The organism is Citrobacter sp. MGH104 (assembly GCF_001034485.1).
Taxonomy (GTDB): Bacteria; Pseudomonadota; Gammaproteobacteria; order Enterobacterales; family Enterobacteriaceae; genus Citrobacter; species Citrobacter freundii.
In genome coordinates, this window is record NZ_KQ089819.1 from 774,096 (window position 1) to 795,997 (window position 21,902).

At 50.9% G+C, this 21,902-nt stretch carries 13 protein-coding genes, 6 tRNA genes, 3 rRNA genes and 1 pseudogene; 2 read left to right on the forward strand and 21 right to left on the reverse strand.

Going from position 1 to position 21,902, the window contains the following annotated elements:
* Window positions 1–14: 14 nt before the first annotated feature.
* The 12 genes from rpoB to SK34_RS21990 form a co-directional block, all read right to left on the reverse strand.
* Window positions 15–4,043, reverse strand: a complete 4,029-nt coding sequence (gene rpoB, locus SK34_RS21935) for a DNA-directed RNA polymerase subunit beta (RefSeq protein WP_003033111.1) — start codon at window positions 4,041–4,043, stop codon at window positions 15–17.
* Between the two features lie 320 nt (window positions 4,044–4,363).
* Window positions 4,364–4,729, reverse strand: coding sequence for a 50S ribosomal protein L7/L12 (gene rplL, locus SK34_RS21940; protein WP_003033114.1), 366 nt, complete (start codon window positions 4,727–4,729; stop codon window positions 4,364–4,366).
* 66 nt (window positions 4,730–4,795) lie between these two features.
* Window positions 4,796–5,293, reverse strand: coding sequence for a 50S ribosomal protein L10 (rplJ, locus tag SK34_RS21945; RefSeq protein ID WP_001207203.1), 498 nt, complete (start codon window positions 5,291–5,293; stop codon window positions 4,796–4,798).
* Window positions 5,294–5,707: 414 nt separating this feature from the next.
* Window positions 5,708–6,415, reverse strand: coding sequence for a 50S ribosomal protein L1 (rplA, locus tag SK34_RS21950; RefSeq protein ID WP_003033119.1), 708 nt, complete (start codon window positions 6,413–6,415; stop codon window positions 5,708–5,710).
* A gap of 3 nt (window positions 6,416–6,418) precedes the next feature.
* Window positions 6,419–6,847 (reverse strand): 50S ribosomal protein L11, encoded by a 429-nt coding sequence (rplK, locus tag SK34_RS21955; protein ID WP_003033122.1) that lies wholly within the window; start codon window positions 6,845–6,847, stop codon window positions 6,419–6,421.
* A gap of 154 nt (window positions 6,848–7,001) precedes the next feature.
* The gene (nusG, locus tag SK34_RS21960; protein ID WP_003033125.1) at window positions 7,002–7,547 is read right to left on the reverse strand and encodes a transcription termination/antitermination protein NusG; all 546 of its coding nucleotides are present in this window, start codon (window positions 7,545–7,547) and stop codon (window positions 7,002–7,004) included.
* Window position 7,548: 1 nt separating this feature from the next.
* Window positions 7,549–7,932: a preprotein translocase subunit SecE gene (gene secE / locus SK34_RS21965; protein WP_003033128.1), complete on the reverse strand. Its 384-nt coding sequence runs from the start codon at window positions 7,930–7,932 to the stop codon at window positions 7,549–7,551.
* A 230-nt stretch (window positions 7,933–8,162) separates the two neighbouring features.
* Window positions 8,163–9,347: an elongation factor Tu gene (gene tuf / locus SK34_RS21970; protein ID WP_003031109.1), complete on the reverse strand. Its 1,185-nt coding sequence runs from the start codon at window positions 9,345–9,347 to the stop codon at window positions 8,163–8,165.
* A gap of 118 nt (window positions 9,348–9,465) precedes the next feature.
* Window positions 9,466–9,541, reverse strand: a tRNA-Thr gene (locus SK34_RS21975).
* A 5-nt stretch (window positions 9,542–9,546) separates the two neighbouring features.
* Window positions 9,547–9,621: transfer RNA gene (locus SK34_RS21980), tRNA-Gly, on the reverse strand.
* 114 nt (window positions 9,622–9,735) lie between these two features.
* Window positions 9,736–9,820, reverse strand: a tRNA-Tyr gene (locus tag SK34_RS21985).
* Between the two features lie 8 nt (window positions 9,821–9,828).
* Window positions 9,829–9,904 (reverse strand) — tRNA-Thr (locus tag SK34_RS21990).
* Between the two features lie 19 nt (window positions 9,905–9,923).
* On the opposite strand from SK34_RS21990, the pseudogene SK34_RS25050 reads away from it, so the two are divergent.
* Together SK34_RS25050 and coaA are read left to right on the forward strand one after the other, a co-directional pair.
* Window positions 9,924–10,004: pseudogene (locus SK34_RS25050) on the forward strand (hypothetical protein); the annotation flags it as partial.
* 290 nt (window positions 10,005–10,294) lie between these two features.
* Window positions 10,295–11,245, forward strand: coding sequence for a type I pantothenate kinase (coaA, locus tag SK34_RS21995; protein ID WP_003031107.1), 951 nt, complete (start codon window positions 10,295–10,297; stop codon window positions 11,243–11,245).
* A 32-nt stretch (window positions 11,246–11,277) separates the two neighbouring features.
* Here coaA and birA read toward each other — a convergent pair whose 3' ends face one another.
* The 9 genes from birA to btuB form a co-directional block, all read right to left on the reverse strand.
* Entirely contained in the window at window positions 11,278–12,240 is a 963-nt protein-coding gene (birA, locus tag SK34_RS22000; protein ID WP_048234185.1) for a bifunctional biotin--[acetyl-CoA-carboxylase] ligase/biotin operon repressor BirA, read from the reverse strand.
* Window positions 12,237–13,265 carry a UDP-N-acetylmuramate dehydrogenase gene (gene murB, locus SK34_RS22005; RefSeq protein WP_048234186.1) on the reverse strand — a complete coding sequence of 343 codons (1,029 nt, stop codon included), beginning with the start codon at window positions 13,263–13,265 and terminating at the stop codon, window positions 12,237–12,239. Before murB ends, birA begins: the two co-directional genes overlap by 4 nt.
* Before the next feature lie 390 nt (window positions 13,266–13,655).
* A 5S ribosomal RNA gene (rrf, locus tag SK34_RS22015) occupies window positions 13,656–13,771 on the reverse strand.
* Between the two features lie 90 nt (window positions 13,772–13,861).
* A 23S ribosomal RNA gene (locus tag SK34_RS22020) occupies window positions 13,862–16,768 on the reverse strand.
* A gap of 208 nt (window positions 16,769–16,976) precedes the next feature.
* A tRNA-Ala gene (locus tag SK34_RS22025) sits at window positions 16,977–17,052 on the reverse strand.
* A 105-nt stretch (window positions 17,053–17,157) separates the two neighbouring features.
* Window positions 17,158–17,234: transfer RNA gene (locus tag SK34_RS22030), tRNA-Ile, on the reverse strand.
* Window positions 17,235–17,305: 71 nt separating this feature from the next.
* Window positions 17,306–18,847 (reverse strand): 16S ribosomal RNA (locus SK34_RS22035).
* The 16S, 23S and 5S rRNA genes sit together here with 2 tRNA genes alongside, the layout of an rRNA operon.
* Window positions 18,848–19,224: 377 nt before the next feature.
* Window positions 19,225–20,076 carry a glutamate racemase gene (murI, locus tag SK34_RS22045; RefSeq protein WP_003847829.1) on the reverse strand — a complete coding sequence of 284 codons (852 nt, stop codon included), beginning with the start codon at window positions 20,074–20,076 and terminating at the stop codon, window positions 19,225–19,227.
* Window positions 20,021–21,877: a TonB-dependent vitamin B12 receptor BtuB gene (btuB, locus tag SK34_RS22050; RefSeq protein ID WP_048234188.1), complete on the reverse strand. Its 1,857-nt coding sequence runs from the start codon at window positions 21,875–21,877 to the stop codon at window positions 20,021–20,023. Before btuB ends, murI begins: the two co-directional genes overlap by 56 nt.
* Window positions 21,878–21,902: the final 25 nt, after the last annotated feature.

A 21,902-nucleotide genomic window follows, 5' to 3' on the forward strand; every position in this document is an offset into this window, starting at 1 on the left:
TGTTTGATCGAGAGTTACTCGTCTTCCAGCTCGATGTTGATACCCAGCGAACGAATCTCTTTCAACAGTACGTTGAAGGATTCCGGCATGCCTGGTTCCATCTGATGGTTGCCGTCCACGATGTTTTTATACATCTTAGTACGACCGTTCACGTCATCAGACTTAACGGTGAGCATTTCCTGCAGGGTGTATGCTGCGCCATATGCTTCCAGCGCCCACACTTCCATCTCCCCGAAGCGCTGACCACCGAACTGCGCCTTACCACCCAGCGGCTGCTGAGTAACCAGGCTGTAAGAACCGGTAGAACGCGCATGCATCTTGTCATCAACCAGGTGGTTCAGTTTCAGCATGTACATGTAGCCAACGGTAACCTGGCGCTCGAACTGCTCACCGGTACGGCCGTCGAACAGTGTGATCTGACCGGAAGTCGGCAGGCCACCCAGCTGTAACAGTTCCTTGATTTCAGACTCTTTCGCACCGTCGAATACCGGCGTTGCGATCGGCATACCTTTTTTCAGGTTTTCAGCCAGACGCAGAACTTCTTCATCACTGAAGGTATTCAGGTCAACTTTCTGACGAACATCTGAACCCAGATCGTAAGCACGCTGGATGAATTCGCGCAGTTTCGCGACTTCCTGCTGCTGTTTCAGCATGGCGTTGATCTTATCGCCGATACCTTTTGCAGCCATACCCAGGTGGGTTTCAAGGATCTGACCGATGTTCATACGCGATGGTACGCCCAGCGGGTTCAGTACGATATCTACCGGCGTACCGTTAGCATCGTGTGGCATATCTTCGATCGGGTTGATCTTAGAGATTACACCCTTGTTACCGTGACGACCTGCCATCTTATCACCAGGCTGGATCCGACGTTTAACCGCCAGATAAACCTTAACAATCTTCAGCACGCCCGGTGCCAGATCGTCGCCCTGAGTGATTTTACGGCGTTTCGCTTCGAGTTTTTTCTCGAATTCGTGTTTCAGTTCGTCGTACTGCTCAGCCAGTTGTTCCAGCTGATTCTGTTTTTCTTCGTCGGTCAGGCCGAGTTCTAACCAGCGGTCGCGTGGCAGTTTGTCGAGCTTCTCAGCTTCAACACCACCGGAAACCAGCACAGCGTAGATACGGCTGAACAGGCCAGCTTCGAGGATCTGCAGTTCTTCAGACAGGTCTTTTTTCGCCTGCTTCAGCTGCATCTCTTCGATTTCCAGCGCACGTTTGTCTTTTTCTACGCCATCGCGAGTAAAGACCTGAACGTCGATAATCGTACCGGAAACACCGTTTGGCACGCGCAGAGAAGAGTCTTTAACGTCAGACGCTTTCTCACCGAAGATCGCACGCAGCAGCTTCTCTTCTGGCGTCAGTTGGGTTTCACCTTTCGGCGTTACCTTACCAACCAGAATGTCGCCACCGGTCACTTCCGCACCGATATAAACGATACCGGATTCATCCAGTTTGGAGAGCGCAGCTTCACCCACGTTCGGGATGTCAGCGGTGATCTCTTCTGGCCCCAGCTTGGTGTCACGGGACACACATGCCAGTTCCTGAATGTGGATGGTGGTGAAACGGTCTTCCTGAACAACACGCTCGGATACGAGGATGGAGTCTTCGAAGTTGTAACCATTCCATGGCATGAATGCCACGCGCATGTTCTGGCCCAGCGCCAGTTCACCGAGGTCGGTGGACGGACCGTCTGCCAGCACATCACCACGTTCAACCGGCTCGCCCAGAGATACGCAAGGCATCTGGTTGATACAGGTGTTCTGGTTAGAACGGGTGTATTTGGTCAGGTTATAAATGTCGATACCTGCTTCGCCCGGGTACATCTCGTCTTCGTTAACTTTGATAACGATACGGGAAGCATCCACGTACTGAACAGTACCGCCACGTTTAGCAACTGCAGTAACACCGGAGTCAACGGCAACAGCACGTTCCATACCGGTACCAACCAGCGGCTTATCAGCGCGCAGAGTCGGAACCGCCTGACGTTGCATGTTCGCACCCATCAATGCACGGTTGGCGTCATCGTGTTCCAGGAACGGGATCAGGGACGCACCGACGGATACCACCTGCTGGGTGGATACGTCCATGTAGTCAACCTGATCACGGCTGAACAAGCTGGATTCGCCTTTGCTACGGCAGGTAACCAAATCTTCTACAAAGTGGCCTTCGTCATCCAGGTTGGAGTTCGCCTGAGCGATAACGTAGTTGCCTTCTTCGATAGCAGACAGGTAATGAATTTCGTCAGTTACAACACCGTCGGTCACTTTACGGTACGGAGTCTCGAGGAAGCCGTATTCGTTAGTCTGTGCATACACGGACAGGGAGTTGATCAGACCGATGTTCGGACCTTCAGGCGTTTCGATTGGACATACGCGACCGTAGTGAGTCGGGTGTACGTCTCGAACTTCGAAGCCTGCGCGTTCACGGGTCAGACCGCCTGGGCCGAGTGCAGAGATACGACGTTTGTGCGTAATCTCAGACAGCGGGTTGTTCTGGTCCATAAACTGAGACAGCTGGCTGGAACCAAAGAACTCTTTCACTGCTGCAGAAATCGGCTTGGCGTTGATCATATCCTGAGGCATCAGGGTATCCAGATCGCCCAGAGACAGACGCTCTTTCACCGCACGCTCAACACGTACCAGGCCAACGCGGAACTGGTTTTCCGCCATTTCGCCTACGGAACGGATACGACGGTTGCCGAGGTGGTCGATATCATCGACTTCGCCTTTACCGTTACGGATATCGATGAGCTTCTTCATCACTTCGATGATGTCGTCTTTGCTCAGGATACCGGAACCTTCGATTTCGTCGCGCAGCAGAGAACGGTTGAACTTCATACGACCGACCGCAGACAGGTCATAGCGGTCTTCGGAGAAGAACAGGTTCTCGAACAGGCTTTCAGCAGCTTCACGAGTCGGCGGCTCACCAGGACGCATCATGCGGTAGATTTCTACCAGCGCGCTCAGACGATCGTTGGTTGGGTCGACGCGTACAGTTTCAGAAATGTACGGACCGTGGTCCAGATCGTTAGTGAACAGCGTTTCGATACGCTTGTGACCAGACTGGCTCAGCTTAGCCAGCAGATCCAGGCTCAGCTCCATGTTAGCTGCGCAGATCAGCTCGCCAGTAGATTCGTCAACGTAGTCTTTAGCCGCAACTTTACCAGCAATGTATTCAACCGGAACTTCGATATGTTTGATATCGTCTTTTTCCAGTTGGCGAATGTGGCGCGCAGTGATGCGACGGCCTTTTTCGACGTAGACTTTACCGTTAGCTTCAATGTCAAAGGAGGCGGTTTCACCACGCAGGCGTTCCGGCACCAGTTCCATCTGCAGCTTGTTGTCACGAATTTCGAAAACAACTTTTTCAAAGAACAGGTCAAGGATCTGCTCAGTGGTGTAGTTCAGTGCACGCAGAATAATGGTCGCAGGCAGTTTACGGCGACGGTCAATACGTACGAACAGGTTGTCCTTCGGATCGAATTCGAAGTCCAGCCAGGAACCACGGTAAGGGATGATGCGCGCGTTATACAGCACTTTACCCGAAGAGTGGGTTTTACCTTTGTCGGAGTCAAAGAAGACGCCAGGACTACGGTGCAGCTGAGAAACGATAACACGCTCAGTACCATTGATTACAAAGGTACCGTTGTCAGTCATGAGCGGAATTTCGCCCATGTAGACTTCTTGTTCTTTAATGTCTTTTACGGTGCCTTCCGGCGCTTCGCGCTCGTAGATCACCAGACGCAGTTTTACGCGCAGCGGTGCGGAATAGGTCACGCCACGGATCTGACATTCCTGAACGTCAAACACCGGTTCGCCAAGGCGGTAGCTGACGTATTGCAGCTCGGAATTACCGCTGTAGCTCTGAATCGGGAAAACGGAACGGAAAGCTGCTTCCAGACCATACTGCCCTTCAGGATCTTGCTCGATGAACTTCTGAAACGAGTCAAGCTGGATAGAAAGGAGATAAGGTATGTCCAACACTTGTGGACGTTTACCAAAATCCTTACGAATACGTTTTTTCTCGGTATAGGAGTAAACCATTAGGGTTCCTCAGCTCGCTGACAAGTCGACCCATCTGTCCGACGAAGGGACAGTTTGTGCAACACTATTTTGTTGACCGGAAAATCGAATACTTTCCGCAATGCCTGTTGCTATCACGCTTAAACCATTTCATTGCGATTTACACAGAACTGAAGCTCTGTCGCAGTATATTAAGACGTCGATAGAAACAAGCATTGAAAGGCACAGCAGTAGTCAAACAGTGTGAAATGCTACTGGCGCCTTACAGCGCAAAAAGGCTGGTGACTAAAAAGTCACCAGCCATCAGCCTAATTTCTTAGGCTGCAACCAGAAAAGTTGGCTTATTTAACTTCAACTTCAGCGCCAGCTTCTTCCAGAGATTTTTTCAGTGCTTCTGCGTCGTCTTTGCTGATGCCTTCTTTCAGGGCAGCCGGAGCAGATTCTACCAGGTCTTTAGCTTCTTTCAGACCCAGGCCAGTTGCGCCACGTACTGCTTTGATAACAGCAACTTTGTTAGCGCCAGCAGCTTTCAGAATTACGTCGAATTCAGTTTTTTCTTCAGCAGCTTCAGCCGGGCCAGCAGCTACAGCTACAGCAGCAGCAGCGGAAACACCGAATTTTTCTTCCATTGCAGAGATCAGTTCTACAACGTCCATTACGGACATAGCGGATACTGCTTCAATGATTTGATCTTTAGTGATAGACATTTAAATTGTTCCTGAAAATCAGAATAAGTTTATACGTAAGCAGATGCTTGAGAAAGATAACTGCGATTAAGCAGCTTCTTTCGCATCGCGTACAGCAGCCAGAGTACGAACCAGTTTGCCAGCCGAAGCTTCTTTCATGGTTGCCATCAGGCGTGCAATTGCTTCTTCGTAGGTCGGCAGAGTTGCCAGGCGATCGATTTGCGATGCCGGGATCAATTCACCTTCAAAGGCTGCGGCTTTGACCTCAAATTTTGCATTCGCTTTCGCGAACTCTTTGAACAGACGAGCAGCAGCGCCCGGGTGTTCCATAGAGTATGCAATCAGGGTCGGACCAACAAACGTGTCTTTCAGGCACTCGAACTGAGTACCTTCAACGACGCGGCGCAGCAGGGTGTTACGAACAACACGCATGTATACGCCAGCTTCACGACCTGCTTTACGCAGTTCAGTCATTTTATCTACAGTTACGCCACGGGAATCCGCAACTACTGCAGACAGCGCGCCTTTGGCTACTTCGCTGACTTCAGCAACAATCGCTTGTTTGTCTTGAAGATTTAAAGCCATTAGCTTTGCTCCTGGATGTTTGCCGGAACTCATGTTCCGGAACTCACTTCACTCTCCCCAACGGAGAGAGCGTCTAAATACGGTGAGCAGAAACAAGCCAGAGTATCAGAAATAATCTTAGCGTTCTGTCACCGTCTACGCAGGGCATTAAGTTTCTTACGAAACACCTGCGGTCTTCGACGGAGGCCTGGATAGGCCAGGCTCCAACGAACAAATCTTGTCTATCTGTCGCTATTCAATCTGTGCCGGCGTTGACTGCCTTCGTTCATACCAGTCACATAGTTAACTATGCTCCTGGCGATTCACTCAGTTGTCGCCTTGCCACAGCCTGAATATCTCGGATATACGTCTGCAATTAGCAGAAACGTGGGGGTAAGATTGTAGACAAAATCACCGCCCACGTAAAGGCGAATATTAGTTCGCCACAGTCGCAGTCAGACCGGACTGATCAACGGCAACACCAGCACCCATGGTGGTGGAGATGCTAACTTTCTTGATGTACACGCCTTTAGCCTGAGTCGGTTTCGCTTTTTTCAGCGCAACCAGCAGAGATTCCAGGTTTTCTTTCAGTTTGTCAGCGTCAAAATCCACTTTACCGATGGTAGTGTGAATGATGCCGTTTTTGTCGTTACGGTAACGAACCTGACCTGCTTTAGCGTTCTTAACCGCTTCAGCAACGTTAGGGGTTACAGTACCAACTTTCGGGTTTGGCATCAGGCCGCGCGGACCCAGAACCTGACCCAGCTGGCCAACAACGCGCATTGCATCCGGGGAAGCAATAACAACGTCAAAGTTCATTTCGCCTTTCTTGATCTGGTCAGCCAGATCTTCCATACCTACCAGCTCAGCGCCTGCAGCTTTAGCAGCTTCAGCGTTTGCGCCCTGGGCAAATACGGCTACGCGAACGGAACGGCCAGTACCGTGCGGCAGTACAGTTGCACCACGTACGTTCTGGTCAGATTTACGAGCATCGATACCGAGGTTAACGGCAACGTCTACGCTTTCTACGAATTTAGCAGTGGCCAGCTCTTTCAGCAGAGCAATAGCTTCGTTGATGTCGTACTGTTTAGTTGCATCAACTTTGTCACGGATCACGCGCATACGCTTGGTCAGTTTAGCCATTTCTTAGTCCTCCACTACCAGGCCCATGGAACGTGCAGTACCTTCAATGGAGCGAGTCATCGCTTCAATGTCGGAACCAGTCATGTCGGCAGCTTTGGTCTGCGCGATTTCCTGCAGCTGAGCGCGGGAAATTTTACCCACTTTGTCTTTGTTCGGTTTACCGGAACCAGACTTGATACCAGCCGCTTTCTTCAGCAGAACTGCTGCCGGAGGCGTTTTGGTAACGAAAGTGAAAGAACGGTCAGCGTAAACGGTGATAACAACCGGGATCGGCAGACCTTTTTCCATGGAATCAGTTTTTGCGTTGAACGCTTTGCAGAATTCCATGATGTTCACGCCTTGTTGACCCAGTGCTGGACCTACCGGCGGACTCGGGTTAGCCATACCAGCTGCAACTTGCAGCTTGACATAGGCCTGGACTTTCTTAGCCATTCTAAATTCCTCTAGTTGGGTTATAGCGCCTCAAGGAGGCTCCCCGTGATTAAATTCGTTTTACGGACAGGGTCCATAAAAACAAAAGGCGCGAAATTGTATTCCAATCTCGCGCCTTGTGCAACGATTAAATCGCCGCTTTTTTGATCGCTGTTTAGGCTTTTTCTACCTGGGCAAAGTCCAGTTCTACCGGGGTCGCACGACCAAAGATAGAAACAGAGACTTTCAGGCGGGACTTCTCGTAGTCCACTTCTTCAACCACGCCGTTAAAGTCAGCAAACGGACCGTCACTAACGCGAACCATTTCACCTGGCTCAAACATCGTTTTCGGACGCGGTTTATCACCAACCTGCTGCAGACGGTTCATGATCGCATCAACTTCTTTGTCGCTGATCGGCGCCGGACGGTCAGATGTACCGCCGATAAAGCCCATCACACGCGGCACGCTACGCACCAGGTGCCAGCTTGCGTCATTCATCACCATCTGGACCAGTACATAGCCCGGGAAGAATTTACGTTCGCTCTTGCGACGCTGGCCACCACGGATTTCGACCACTTCTTCGGTCGGCACCATGACTTCGCCAAACAGCTCTTCCATATTTTGTAACTTGATATATTCGCGCAGCGACGTGGCTACGCGGCCTTCAAAACCGGAAAACGCCTGAACGACGTACCAGCGCTTTTTAGGGGCTTCAGACATCTTAGAACCTCAGGCCAGTGATAAAGGATACCAGGCGAACCAGAATACCATCCAGTCCCCACAGGATCAGTGACATTACTGCGGTAACCGCAGCCACAATTAATGTGGTGTGCAATGTTTCCTGGCGAGTTGGCCAAATGACCTTACGGACTTCGGTTCTCGCTTCACGGGCAAAAGCAACGGTCGCTTTACCTTTTGTTGTCAACAGCGCGACACCACCCGCTGCGGCAATCAGAATCACTACGGCCAGCGCACGCAGCGGCAGCATCATGTCACGATAGAGGTAGTTGCCAACGATAGCTACAAGCAGCAATACAGCGACAACAACCCACTTCATCGCTTCCAGGCCGCGCCCGCTTCCTTGAGCTTCGGTATTCGCACTCATAAACCAACCTGTCAGAAGTATTCTACAAACATTTTCACCCCGCGTAAGCGAGGCGATCCAAACCGAAATGCTCTGGTGCGTTTCGGACTAAACGCCCTCTTCAGAGCCTGTCTCAGCAATGATTATGACAAAAAAAATCACTGATGAGCCAGGTTCTGGTGTGAAAGCGTGCAAAAAGGGCATCAAATGATGCCCTTTTATTGCGCATTGCGTCAAATGTTATTCGGCAATTAGCTCATTACTTTGGCAACAACGCCCGCACCAACAGTACGGCCGCCTTCACGGATTGCGAAACGCAGACCGTCGTCCATCGCGATCGGGTGGATCAGGGTAACAACCATTTTGATGTTGTCGCCCGGCATTACCATCTCTACGCCTTCCGGCAGTTCGATGGTACCAGTCACGTCAGTAGTACGGAAGTAGAACTGCGGACGGTAGCCTTTGAAGAACGGAGTATGACGGCCGCCTTCGTCTTTGGACAGAATGTACACTTCAGATTCGAACTTGGTGTGCGGCTTGATAGAGCCCGGCTTAGCCAGTACCTGACCACGTTCGATTTCTTCACGTTTGATACCACGCAGCAGAACACCAACGTTCTCACCAGCACGGCCTTCGTCCAGCAGTTTGCGGAACATTTCAACGCCAGTACAGGTAGACTTAGCAGTCTCTTTGATACCAACGATTTCAACTTCTTCACCAACTTTGATGATACCGCGCTCTACACGACCGGTAACAACGGTACCACGACCGGAGATGGAGAATACGTCTTCGATAGGCAGCAGGAACGGCTTGTCAATCGCACGCTCTGGTTCTGGGATGTAAGAATCCAGGAAGCCAGCCAGTTCGATGATTTTCGCTTCCCACTCTGCTTCGCCTTCCAGCGCTTTCAGAGCAGAACCACGAACGATCGGAGTGTCGTCGCCCGGGAAATCGTACTGAGACAGAAGTTCACGAACTTCCATTTCTACCAGTTCCAGCAGCTCTTCGTCATCAACCATGTCGCATTTGTTCAGGAACACGATGATGTACGGAACGCCTACCTGACGACCCAGCAGGATGTGCTCACGAGTCTGCGGCATCGGGCCGTCAGTCGCAGCAACAACCAGGATCGCGCCGTCCATCTGCGCAGCACCGGTGATCATGTTTTTAACATAGTCGGCGTGGCCCGGGCAGTCTACGTGTGCGTAGTGGCGAGTCGGGGTGTCATATTCAACGTGAGAAGTGTTGATGGTGATACCACGTGCTTTTTCTTCCGGCGCGTTATCGATCTGATCGAATGCGCGAGCAGCACCGCCGTAGGTTTTAGCCAGTACGGTAGTGATTGCAGCGGTCAGCGTTGTTTTACCATGGTCAACGTGGCCGATAGTACCGACGTTAACGTGCGGTTTAGTACGTTCAAATTTTTCTTTAGACATCGATTGTCCCTCTAAGACACGGATAAATCGGTGATATCACCACATCAACCAGGCAATATACCTGAGCTGTTGAATGCTTTTAAAAGTAAACAGAGAGAAACGGGAAGGAGAAGTGAAGTGGTGCTGATACCCAGAGTCGAACTGGGGACCTCACCCTTACCAAGGGTGCGCTCTACCAACTGAGCCATATCAGCACGTCTGGAGCGGGCAGCGGGAATCGAACCCGCATCATCAGCTTGGAAGGCTGAGGTAATAGCCATTATACGATGCCCGCATCCTGAAACTCGGCTACCCAGTTCTTTCTGTAACAAAAAAGAGATTTCTCTCTTTTCTGTTCGAGCTGATTAATTTTTTAATCAACTCAGGCGGCGATAACGCTGCCAGAAAGTGGTGGTGGGGGAAGGATTCGAACCTTCGAAGTCTGTGACGGCAGATTTACAGTCTGCTCCCTTTGGCCGCTCGGGAACCCCACCGGACTTGATGGTGCCGACTACCGGAATCGAACTGGTGACCTACTGATTACAAGTCAGTTGCTCTACCTACTGAGCTAAGTCGGCATCAAGTAGCGCGCATTTTATGGAGACATGCGCACTCATGCAACTAAAAAATTGCATAAAATGTTCTATCGCTCACATTTTGCACTATGCGACCGATAAATAATCTATTTCTTCTTTGGATTGGACAAATTTCCAACGCCAGGTGCCACCTCAGGGAGGAATTTTGCACCGGCATGCGCGCGTTGATAGAGAGAAAGCACATCTTTATACATCTGGAATACCCGTCACATTGCATTTCAGAGGATGATTTTTTCTTATTATTCCCCTCCATCTGGTGTTACCCTCCTGCCCATTGTCCAAATTAACTGAAATGTGCGTGCCATTGCGTACCGGGGATGATTTCGTTTTTTACCGCAGACCTGATATAGCAATGACAGCCAGACCATGCGTATGAGTATAAAAGAGCAAGCGTTAACGTCGCCTTACCTACAGTTTGATCGCAACCAGTGGGCTGCGCTTCGTGATTCCGTGCCGATGACCCTGACCGAGGAAGAGATTGCTCGTCTTAAAGGCATTAACGAAGACTTATCGCTGGAAGAAGTTGCCGAGATTTATTTGCCTCTCTCGCGTTTGCTAAACTTTTACATCAGTTCAAACCTGCGACGTCAGGCAGTGCTGGAGCAATTTTTAGGCACGAATGGCGAGCGTATTCCTTATATTATTAGTATTGCTGGCAGCGTTGCCGTCGGTAAAAGTACGACAGCGCGTGTTTTGCAGGCCTTGCTCAGTCGCTGGCCAGAGCATCGTAAGGTTGAATTGATTACTACCGATGGCTTTCTCCACCCTAACCAGGTATTGAAAGATCGTGGACTAATGAAGAAGAAAGGCTTCCCCCAGTCCTATGATATGCATCGCTTGGTTAAATTCGTTTCCGATCTGAAATCAGGCGTACCTAACGTCACGGCACCGGTCTATTCCCATCTCATCTATGATGTTATCCCTGATGGCGACAAAACCGTTGCCCAGCCCGACATATTAATACTCGAAGGGTTAAATGTATTACAAAGCGGGATGGACTATCCTCACGATCCACATCATGTATTTGTTTCTGACTTTGTCGACTTTTCTATTTATGTTGATGCGCCAGAAGAATTACTCCAGACGTGGTATATCAACCGCTTTCTGAAATTCCGTGAAGGGGCGTTTACCAACCCGGACTCTTATTTCCATAACTATGCAAAATTATCAGAAGATGAGGCTATCAATACTGCCACATCGCTATGGAAAGAAATTAACTGGCTGAATTTAAAGCAAAACATTTTACCAACACGTGAAAGAGCCAGCTTGATTATGACTAAAAGCGCCAATCATGCCGTTGAGCAAGTCAGGCTACGTAAATAAATACAAAAGGGGAGCCTCAGCTCCCCTTTTTATTATTCAGCACTTCTCAGCGATATTTCTCCACCCATCCAGGGTTTGATCTCGCCATTTTGTTCAAGCAATAATGCACCTTGCGCGTCTATTCCACGAGAGATACCAAATATTTCTTTATCACCAATAATAAGTTTTACCGGGCGGTCGATAAAGTTATCCAGTTTCTTCCAGCGAGACAGATACGGTGCTAATCCTTCGTGCTCAAAGAGCACCAACGCAGCGCGCAACTCACGTATCAGTCGGGCAGCAAGGGTATTGCGATCAATGTTTATGCCCGCTTCCTGCAGGTTAATCCAGCCTTGATTAACCACATTTTCCTCAACCCGGCGCATGGACATATTAATACCTGCGCCGATAACAATTTGCGCGGCATCACCTGTCTTACCGGTCAGTTCAACCAGGATCCCTGCCAGTTTACGGTCGAGTAAAAAGAGGTCGTTGGGCCATTTTACACGGACTTTATCCGCACCCAGATCGCGCAAAACCTCAGCCATGACGATACCAATAACCAGACTCAGGCCAATCGCGGCGGCCGGTCCTTGTTCCAGCCGCCAGAACATTGAGAGGTAAAGGTTGGCACCAAACGGTGAAAACCATTTCCGACCACGGCGGCCGCGCCCGGCCTGCTGATATTCAGCGACGCAGGCATCCCCTGACTCCAGCTGACCTATTCGGTCCATCAGGTACTGATTGGTTGAGTCGATAACCGGTAGGACAGTGATATTTCCACCATCCAGTTGAGAATGAATAAGTGAGGCATCTAATAGTTGGATAGGCTCCGGTAAGCTGTATCCTTTACCTGGAACAGTAAAGACATCAACCCCCCAGTCGCGCAACGTCTGGACATGCTTATTGATTGCGGCACGGCTCATTCCCAACGTTTCACCGAGCTGCTCACCGGAATGAAATTCTCCATCGGCCAATAATGAAATAAGCGTCAGAGGGACGGTATTATCCTTCATGCAATGATCTCCACAGCATTCATTTCACCCTGCGGACCAATAAACCGGACCTCTGGTTCGAGCCAGACATTAAATTTCTCACCGACTTTTTGGCGCACATGGTGTGCAAGTTGCACTATATCCTGACTCGTCGCATTATCTGCATTGATCAGCACCAGTGCCTGCTGCTGATGTACCGCCGCGCCACCAATGCGCATACCTTTTAGCTGGCACTGATCGATAAGCCAGCCTGCTGCCAGTTTCACAGAACCATCAGCCTGCGGGTAATGAGGTGCTGTTGGGAATTTAGCCAGGAGCTCCTGCGCAATATTCCCAGTGACAACTGGGTTTTTAAAGAAGCTACCCGCATTACCGTTTACTTTCGGATCGGGCAGTTTTGTCGTGCGCATATGGCAGACTGAATCAAAAACCTGCTGAGGTGTAACTGTTGTAGGATCCAGACGCGTCAGGTCACCGTAAGTCAAAACGGGCTGCCACTGTTTAGGTAAGCGCAGACCAACGGCTACAATTGCGAAACGATCCTGGTATTCATGCTTGAAGATGCTGTCACGGTAACCAAAACGGCATTCTGTAGCACTGACGCGCAGATGTTTGCCGGTCGCCAGTTCAATGCAGTCCACATATTCGCAAACACGCTGAAGTTCCACACCATAAGCACCAATGTTCTGGATTGGCGATGAGCCGACACAGCCCGGAATAAGTGCCAGATTTTCCAGGCCAGGCATGTTGTGCTCCAGCGCATAGCACACCAACTGATGCCAGTTTTCACCCGCGCCTACGTGCAAATGCCACGCATCAGGTTGCTCTGTAATCTCAATACCCTTAATACGATTGACGATCACCGTACCCTGGAAGGTATCAAGAAACAGGACGTTACTCCCTTCGCCCAGAATCAGTACAGGATGATGCGATGCATTGGCTAATTGCCAGGCATTCAGTAATTGTTGTTCATTTTCGGCGCAGACAAGTTCATTCGTTTGCTGATCGATACCGAAGGTGTTCCAGGCTTTAAGGGAGTGATTCATAGACGCTTTCCTGATGCAAAATCGCGCCTAGTTTACCGCATATACCGCAGAATGGCTTGTGTTATGCAGGCTCAGGATATTGCTTTGCACCCGATGGTGCTGCGATGTGCGTGATGCGCTGCGCTTATCAGGCCTGCACAATACATTCAGCCCGGCGGTTTTACCCCGCACACACGCAAAAAAGCCCATCCGTCAGGATGGGCTTCTTCACTTTATTTGATGCCTGGCAGTTTATGGCGGGCGTCCTGCCCGCCACCCTCCGGGCCGTTGCTGCGCAACGTTCAAATCCGCTCCCGGCGGATTTGTCCTCCTCAGGAGAGCGCTCACCGACAGACCACAGATAAAACAAAAGGCCCGGTCTTTCGACCGGGCCTTTCGCTTTTATTTGATGCCTGGCAGTTCCCTACTCTCGCATGGGGAGACCCCACACTACCATCGGCGCTACGGCGTTTCACTTCTGAGTTCGGCATGGGGTCAGGTGGGACCACCGCGCTACAGCCGCCAGGCAAATTCTGTTATTAACCCGCTTTTCGCCGGTTAATGTTATCTGTATCAAGCTGAATGTCGTCTCTTCGCCAAAACACCTTCGGCGTTGTAAGGTTAAGCCTCACGGTTCATTAGTATCGGTTAGCTCAATGTATCGCTACACTTACACACCCGACCTATCAACGTCGTCGTCTTCAACGTTCCTTCAGGAGACTTAAAGTCTCAGGGAGAACTCATCTCGGGGCAAGTTTCGTGCTTAGATGCTTTCAGCACTTATCTCTTCCGCATTTAGCTACCGGGCAATGCCATTGGCATGACAACCCGAACACCAGTGATGCGTCCACTCCGGTCCTCTCGTACTAGGAGCAGCCCCCCTCAATTCTCCAGCGCCCACGGCAGATAGGGACCGAACTGTCTCACGACGTTCTAAACCCAGCTCGCGTACCACTTTAAATGGCGAACAGCCATACCCTTGGGACCTACTTCAGCCCCAGGATGTGATGAGCCGACATCGAGGTGCCAAACACCGCCGTCGATATGAACTCTTGGGCGGTATCAGCCTGTTATCCCCGGAGTACCTTTTATCCGTTGAGCGATGGCCCTTCCATTCAGAACCACCGGATCACTAAGACCTGCTTTCGCACCTGCTCGAGCCGTCACTCTCGCAGTCAAGCTAGCTTATGCCTTTGCACTAACCTCCTGATGTCCGACCAGGATTAGCTAACCTTCGTGCTCCTCCGTTACTCTTTAGGAGGAGACCGCCCCAGTCAAACTACCCACCAGACACTGTCCGCAACCCGGATAACGGGTCCACGTTAGAACACCAGCCATTAAAGGGTGGTATTTCAAGGATGGCTCCATGCAGACTGGCGTCCACACTTCAAAGCCTCCCACCTATCCTACACATCAAGGACCAGTGTTCAGTGTCAAGCTATAGTAAAGGTTCACGGGGTCTTTCCGTCTTGCCGCGGGTACACTGCATCTTCACAGCGAGTTCAATTTCACTGAGTCTCGGGTGGAGACAGCCTGGCCATCATTACGCCATTCGTGCAGGTCGGAACTTACCCGACAAGGAATTTCGCTACCTTAGGACCGTTATAGTTACGGCCGCCGTTTACCGGGGCTTCGATCAAGAGCTTCTCCTTACGGATAACCCCATCAATTAACCTTCCGGCACCGGGCAGGCGTCACACCGTATACGTCCACTTTCGTGTTTGCACAGTGCTGTGTTTTTAATAAACAGTTGCAGCCAGCTGGTATCTTCGACTGATTTCAGCTCCACGGGTAAACCGCTTCACCTACATATCAGCGTGCCTTCTCCCGAAGTTACGGCACCATTTTGCCTAGTTCCTTCACCCGAGTTCTCTCAAGCGCCTTGGTATTCTCTACCTGACCACCTGTGTCGGTTTGGGGTACGATTTCGTGTTACCTGATGCTTAGAGGCTTTTCCTGGAAGCAGGGCATTTGTTACTTCAGCACCGTAGTGCCTCGTCATCACACCTCAGCGTTAAAAAGGTACCGGATTTACCTGGAACCTCCGCCTACATGCTTAAACCGGGACAACCGTCGCCCGGCTAACATAGCCTTCTCCGTCCCCCCTTCGCAGTAACACCAAGTACAGGAATATTAACCTGTTTCCCATCGACTACGCCTTTCGGCCTCGCCTTAGGGGTCGACTCACCCTGCCCCGATTAACGTTGGACAGGAACCCTTGGTCTTCCGGCGTGCGGGTTTTTCACCCGCATTATCGTTACTTATGTCAGCATTCGCACTTCTGATACCTCCAGCATGCCTCACAGCACACCTTCAACGGCTTACAGAACGCTCCCCTACCCAACAACACATAGTGTCGCTGCCGCAGCTTCGGTGCATGGTTTAGCCCCGTTACATCTTCCGCGCAGGCCGACTCGACCAGTGAGCTATTACGCTTTCTTTAAATGATGGCTGCTTCTAAGCCAACATCCTGGCTGTCTGTGCCTTCCCACATCGTTTCCCACTTAACCATGACTTTGGGACCTTAGCTGGCGGTCTGGGTTGTTTCCCTCTTCACGACGGACGTTAGCACCCGCCGTGTGTCTCCCGTGATAACATTCTTCGGTATTCGCAGTTTGCATCGGGTTGGTAAGTCGGGATGACCCCCTAGCCGAAACAGTGCTCTACCCCCGAAGATGAATTCACGAGGCGCTACCTAAATAGCTTTCGGGGAGAACCAGCTATCTCCCGGTTTGATTGGCCTTTCACCCCCAGCCACAAGTCATCCGCTAATTTTTCAACATTAGTCGGTTCGGTCCTCCAGTTAGTGTTACCCAACCTTCAACCTGCCCATGGCTAGATCACCGGGTTTCGGGTCTATACCCTGCAACTTAACGCCCAGTTAAGACTCGGTTTCCCTTCGGCTCCCCTATACGGTTAACCTTGCTACAGAATATAAGTCGCTGACCCATTATACAAAAGGTACGCAGTCACCTAACAAGTAGGCTCCCACTGCTTGTACGTACACGGTTTCAGGTTCTTTTTCACTCCCCTCGCCGGGGTTCTTTTCGCCTTTCCCTCACGGTACTGGTTCACTATCGGTCAGTCAGGAGTATTTAGCCTTGGAGGATGGTCCCCCCATATTCAGACAGGATACCACGTGTCCCGCCCTACTCTTCGAGTTCACAACCTGTGCATTTTGGTGTACGGGACTATCACCCTGTACCGTCGGACTTTCCAGACCGTTCCACTAACACACAAGCTGATTCAGACTCTGGGCTGCTCCCCGTTCGCTCGCCGCTACTGGGGGAATCTCGGTTGATTTCTTTTCCTCGGGGTACTTAGATGTTTCAGTTCCCCCGGTTCGCTTCATTACGCTATGTATTCACGTAATGATAGTGTGACGAATCACACTGGGTTTCCCCATTCGGAAATCGCCGGTTATAACGGTTCATATCACCTTACCGACGCTTATCGCAGATTAGCACGTCCTTCATCGCCTCTGACTGCCAGGGCATCCACCGTGTACGCTTAGTCGCTTAACCTCACAACCCGAAGATGTTTCTTTCGATTCATCATCGACTTGCAAAAATTTGAGAGACTCGAACACACCATTTTTCATTTCTTATTACGGAGAAATGAAACAGTGTGTCGTTTCAATTTTCAGCTTGATCCAGATTTTTAAAGAGCAAAACTTCGCAGTGAACCTTTTCAGGTACACTCTGAAGTTTTCTTGTGTTTTTGCAGTAAAGATGGTGGAGCTATGCGGGATCGAACCGCAGACCTCCTGCGTGCAAGGCAGGCGCTCTCCCAGCTGAGCTATAGCCCCATCGTAGTTATCTCATTCACCTTAATTCCTGCTGAGACAAGGCGTGGAGCGGCGAAGCATACTGAAGTATGCGAGTCGTTTCACAACGCGGTATCAGAAAGAATTTGGTAGGCCTGAGTGGACTTGAACCACCGACCTCACCCTTATCAGGGGTGCGCTCTAACCACCTGAGCTACAAGCCTGCAGAGATTTTCTTACTGCTAATTTTCATCAGACAATCTGTGTGAGCACTACAAAGAACGTTTCTTTAAGGTAAGGAGGTGATCCAACCGCAGGTTCCCCTACGGTTACCTTGTTACGACTTCACCCCAGTCATGAATCACAAAGTGGTAAGCGCCCTCCCGAAGGTTAAGCTACCTACTTCTTTTGCAACCCACTCCCATGGTGTGACGGGCGGTGTGTACAAGGCCCGGGAACGTATTCACCGTGGCATTCTGATCCACGATTACTAGCGATTCCGACTTCATGGAGTCGAGTTGCAGACTCCAATCCGGACTACGACATACTTTATGAGGTCCGCTTGCTCTCGCGAGGTCGCTTCTCTTTGTATATGCCATTGTAGCACGTGTGTAGCCCTACTCGTAAGGGCCATGATGACTTGACGTCATCCCCACCTTCCTCCAGTTTATCACTGGCAGTCTCCTTTGAGTTCCCGACCGAATCGCTGGCAACAAAGGATAAGGGTTGCGCTCGTTGCGGGACTTAACCCAACATTTCACAACACGAGCTGACGACAGCCATGCAGCACCTGTCTCAGAGTTCCCGAAGGCACCAAAGCATCTCTGCTAAGTTCTCTGGATGTCAAGAGTAGGTAAGGTTCTTCGCGTTGCATCGAATTAAACCACATGCTCCACCGCTTGTGCGGGCCCCCGTCAATTCATTTGAGTTTTAACCTTGCGGCCGTACTCCCCAGGCGGTCGACTTAACGCGTTAGCTCCGGAAGCCACGCCTCAAGGGCACAACCTCCAAGTCGACATCGTTTACGGCGTGGACTACCAGGGTATCTAATCCTGTTTGCTCCCCACGCTTTCGCACCTGAGCGTCAGTCTTTGTCCAGGGGGCCGCCTTCGCCACCGGTATTCCTCCAGATCTCTACGCATTTCACCGCTACACCTGGAATTCTACCCCCCTCTACAAGACTCTAGCCTGCCAGTTTCGGATGCAGTTCCCAGGTTGAGCCCGGGGATTTCACATCCGACTTGACAGACCGCCTGCGTGCGCTTTACGCCCAGTAATTCCGATTAACGCTTGCACCCTCCGTATTACCGCGGCTGCTGGCACGGAGTTAGCCGGTGCTTCTTCTGCGAGTAACGTCAATCGTTGCGGTTATTAACCACAACGCCTTCCTCCTCGCTGAAAGTACTTTACAACCCGAAGGCCTTCTTCATACACGCGGCATGGCTGCATCAGGCTTGCGCCCATTGTGCAATATTCCCCACTGCTGCCTCCCGTAGGAGTCTGGACCGTGTCTCAGTTCCAGTGTGGCTGGTCATCCTCTCAGACCAGCTAGGGATCGTCGCCTAGGTGAGCCGTTACCCCACCTACTAGCTAATCCCATCTGGGCACATCCGATGGCAAGAGGCCCGAAGGTCCCCCTCTTTGGTCTTGCGACGTTATGCGGTATTAGCTACCGTTTCCAGTAGTTATCCCCCTCCATCGGGCAGTTTCCCAGACATTACTCACCCGTCCGCCACTCGTCACCCAAGGAGCAAGCTCCTCTGTGCTACCGTTCGACTTGCATGTGTTAGGCCTGCCGCCAGCGTTCAATCTGAGCCATGATCAAACTCTTCAATTTAAGTTTGATGCTCGTGAATTAAACTTCGTAATGAATTACGTATGTTCACTCAGAGACTTGGTATTCATTTTTCGTCTTGCGACGTTAAGAATCCGTATCTTCAAGTGCCCACACAGATTGTCTGATAAATTGTTAAAGAGCAGTTGCGACGCGCTTTAGCGCTCTGTCGCGAGGTCCCGTATATTACGTTTTCCTCATTCAGAGTCAAGCATTTATTTTTGCTTTTCTCTACGAGATTCTCAGTGGAACCCCGCTGACCCGGCGGCTTGTAATCCGTTATTCCGTGTCAGTGGAGGCGCATTATAGGGAGTTATTTCGGGCTGACAAGGGGAAATTTAAAATAATCTTCCGAGTGCGTATTTTTTCATCAAAACAACTTAAACTGACAGTTTTTCGAGCGTTTTAAAGCCATAGCGCTGTAGCACGGGCAATAGTTGTTCGGCTTCTGTCGTCATTGCCATACAAAATGCAACGTTCTCATCTGTTGATTTCGCATCTGGCGCTTCATGTTCTAATAACCAGGCCGTGCGGCGCGCAATCGCGGCACCAGAATCCACCAGCCGCGTCCCCTCGGGCAGGACCTGTAAAAGCTCTTCCTGTAATAGAGGGAAATGAGTGCACCCGAGCACTACCGTGTCGGGTGGTTCCGACATCCGCAGCCACGGACGCAGAATACGCCGCAGCTCTTCCAGAGAAACTGTTTCACCGTGCAGCTTCGCTTCCGCCAGTTCCACCAGCTCAGCAGAACCCAACATTGCAATTTGGCATTCGTTAGCGAATCGCGCAATCAGCTCATGGGTATACGAGCGCTTCACCGTTGCACGCGTAGCCAGCAGCCCCACTACGCCATTCGCCGTGAGTCGCGCCGCCGGTTTAATCGCAGGCACCACGCCCACAACCGGGAAGGCAAACTTCTCACGTAACGCAGGAAGCGACACCGTGCTTGCTGTATTACATGCGATGACCGCAAGAGAGAGGGGATAACGCTGCTGGACAGCAGTCACAATCTCAACAACACGCTCGACGATAAACTCCTCGCTCTTCTCTCCATAAGGAAAGGCGACGTTGTCGAAAGCGTAGATATAGTGGAGATCCGGCAGAAGACGCCGGATCTCGTCATAGACCGACAACCCACCGACGCCGGAATCAAACACCAGCACGGTGGGACGGGGATCAGAAGGTGTAGCTGCCAGACAAGGTGTATTCCCGTCCTGCAGTTGCGTAGCCATAAACTGTCTCGTAATCTTTATCGAACAGGTTGGCGATTTTACCACGAACTGTCAGCTGTGAGGTGATTGGATATGATAATCCGATATCCCATAAGCTGACGCCGCCCAATTTAACATCACGATTATTGTCGTAATCATTATCGTAACGTTCACCTATATATTGATACGCAACGTTCCAGCCCAGATCCTGGACCTGTCCGGTTAACTCATACTTAACCTGCTGTTTTGCACGGCGATAGAGCACCTTGTTTGTGTCATCATCGCGCGGATCAACGTATTGTAGCGTTAGATGATGTTCTACAGGGCCAGTCGTAATGTTTCCGGTCCATTCCAGCCCCTTAATCGTGGCTGATTTAACGTTGACGTACTGGTTATTCTTGTAGTCGATCAGGTTTTGAATTTCATAGTGGTATGCGGAAAGACGCCAATCAAGCGGCCCTGTCAATCCATCAATTCCTGCTTCCCACTGTTTGGATTCTTCCGGTTTCAGGTTCGGGTTGGCGGCAATACCCGGCCCATAGGATGAGGCAAAGCGCGTCGCCCCGTACTGCTGACCCAGCGAGGGTGCCAGGAAACCAGTACCGTAAGAGAGCGTTGCGCGATAACCATCAACAAACTCCCAGCCGGCTGCGGTCTGCCAGGTGCCATGCCAGCCGAATTGTTCGTCATGATCTTCACGCCCCGAAGCTTCCAGCGTGACGCTGTCAATTTGTTGCTGTCCGGTCAGATAAAGCCCGGTCGTATCACGTTTATAGCTGTCGGATAACGTCGTGCTACTGGAGGTCAGTTTTTCCTGTTTCCAGTCAACACCGCCGTTGATCGCCCCATGTCCAACCTCAATGCTATTCCCCCACTGGATATAACGCTGTTCCATATCATCCAGCGTGGCATCTCCTGCGTAGCGGCCAAGCTCGTTACTGTAGTTGTAATTCTTCAGGCGCTGGTAGTTAGCAATTAACTGAGAAGAGTAAATGCCAGAGTTGTACCGTAAACCCGTATCCCAGGACTGGTTGTAATTCTGGGCTTCGTCATTACCGCCCGGATAACCCCACGCCCCTTGGTCATAATCGCTATTCGCGGTGTAGCCGTAGCCACGGAAAAAACCGGAGAAATTATTGTCGAACTTATGCTGTACCGCGCCCCAGAACAACTTGTTACGGTAACCATCCCGGTCGCTGTCACCGCTGTAGGGTGAATCGGGCTGAATGTTAAAGCCTTTCGTCGTCTGATATGCGCCGGCAGCGGTCACCACCGTGTCGCCGAAACGCTTGTTGATAGCGCCATCGTAAGTCTGATAACCGTTACTACCCATGCCTGCGTTGATCTGCGATTTCTCTTCATCACTCATCGTAATGATGTTAACCACACCACCGATCGCACCAGATCCATACACCGCTGAACGCGGTCCGCGAATGTATTCAACCCGCTGCACCAGCGATACCGGAATCTGGCCAATATCAACACCATTGGAAATGCCTGGCCGTGCCATTGGAACACCGTCAATCAGTACCAGCACATGACGCGCTTCAGTCCCACGCACATATAGAGAAGAGCTGCTCCCCATCCCACCGGTCTGCGAGATATCTACCCCCGGCAATCGACGCATGACATCATTCAGATCTTTTGACTGCCAGCGCTGAATATCTTCACGCGTGACCACATCGGTGGGGGCAAGAACAGTATTAACAGGCTGCTGAAAACGGTTGGCAGTGACGACGAGAGTATCCGGGCGAGTGTCCTGTGCCCAACCAGAAAATGCCGTGACGGACAGCGCCGTGCACAGCAATGATTTTTTGATCATTGTAAAGCATCCACAATTTAAGAAG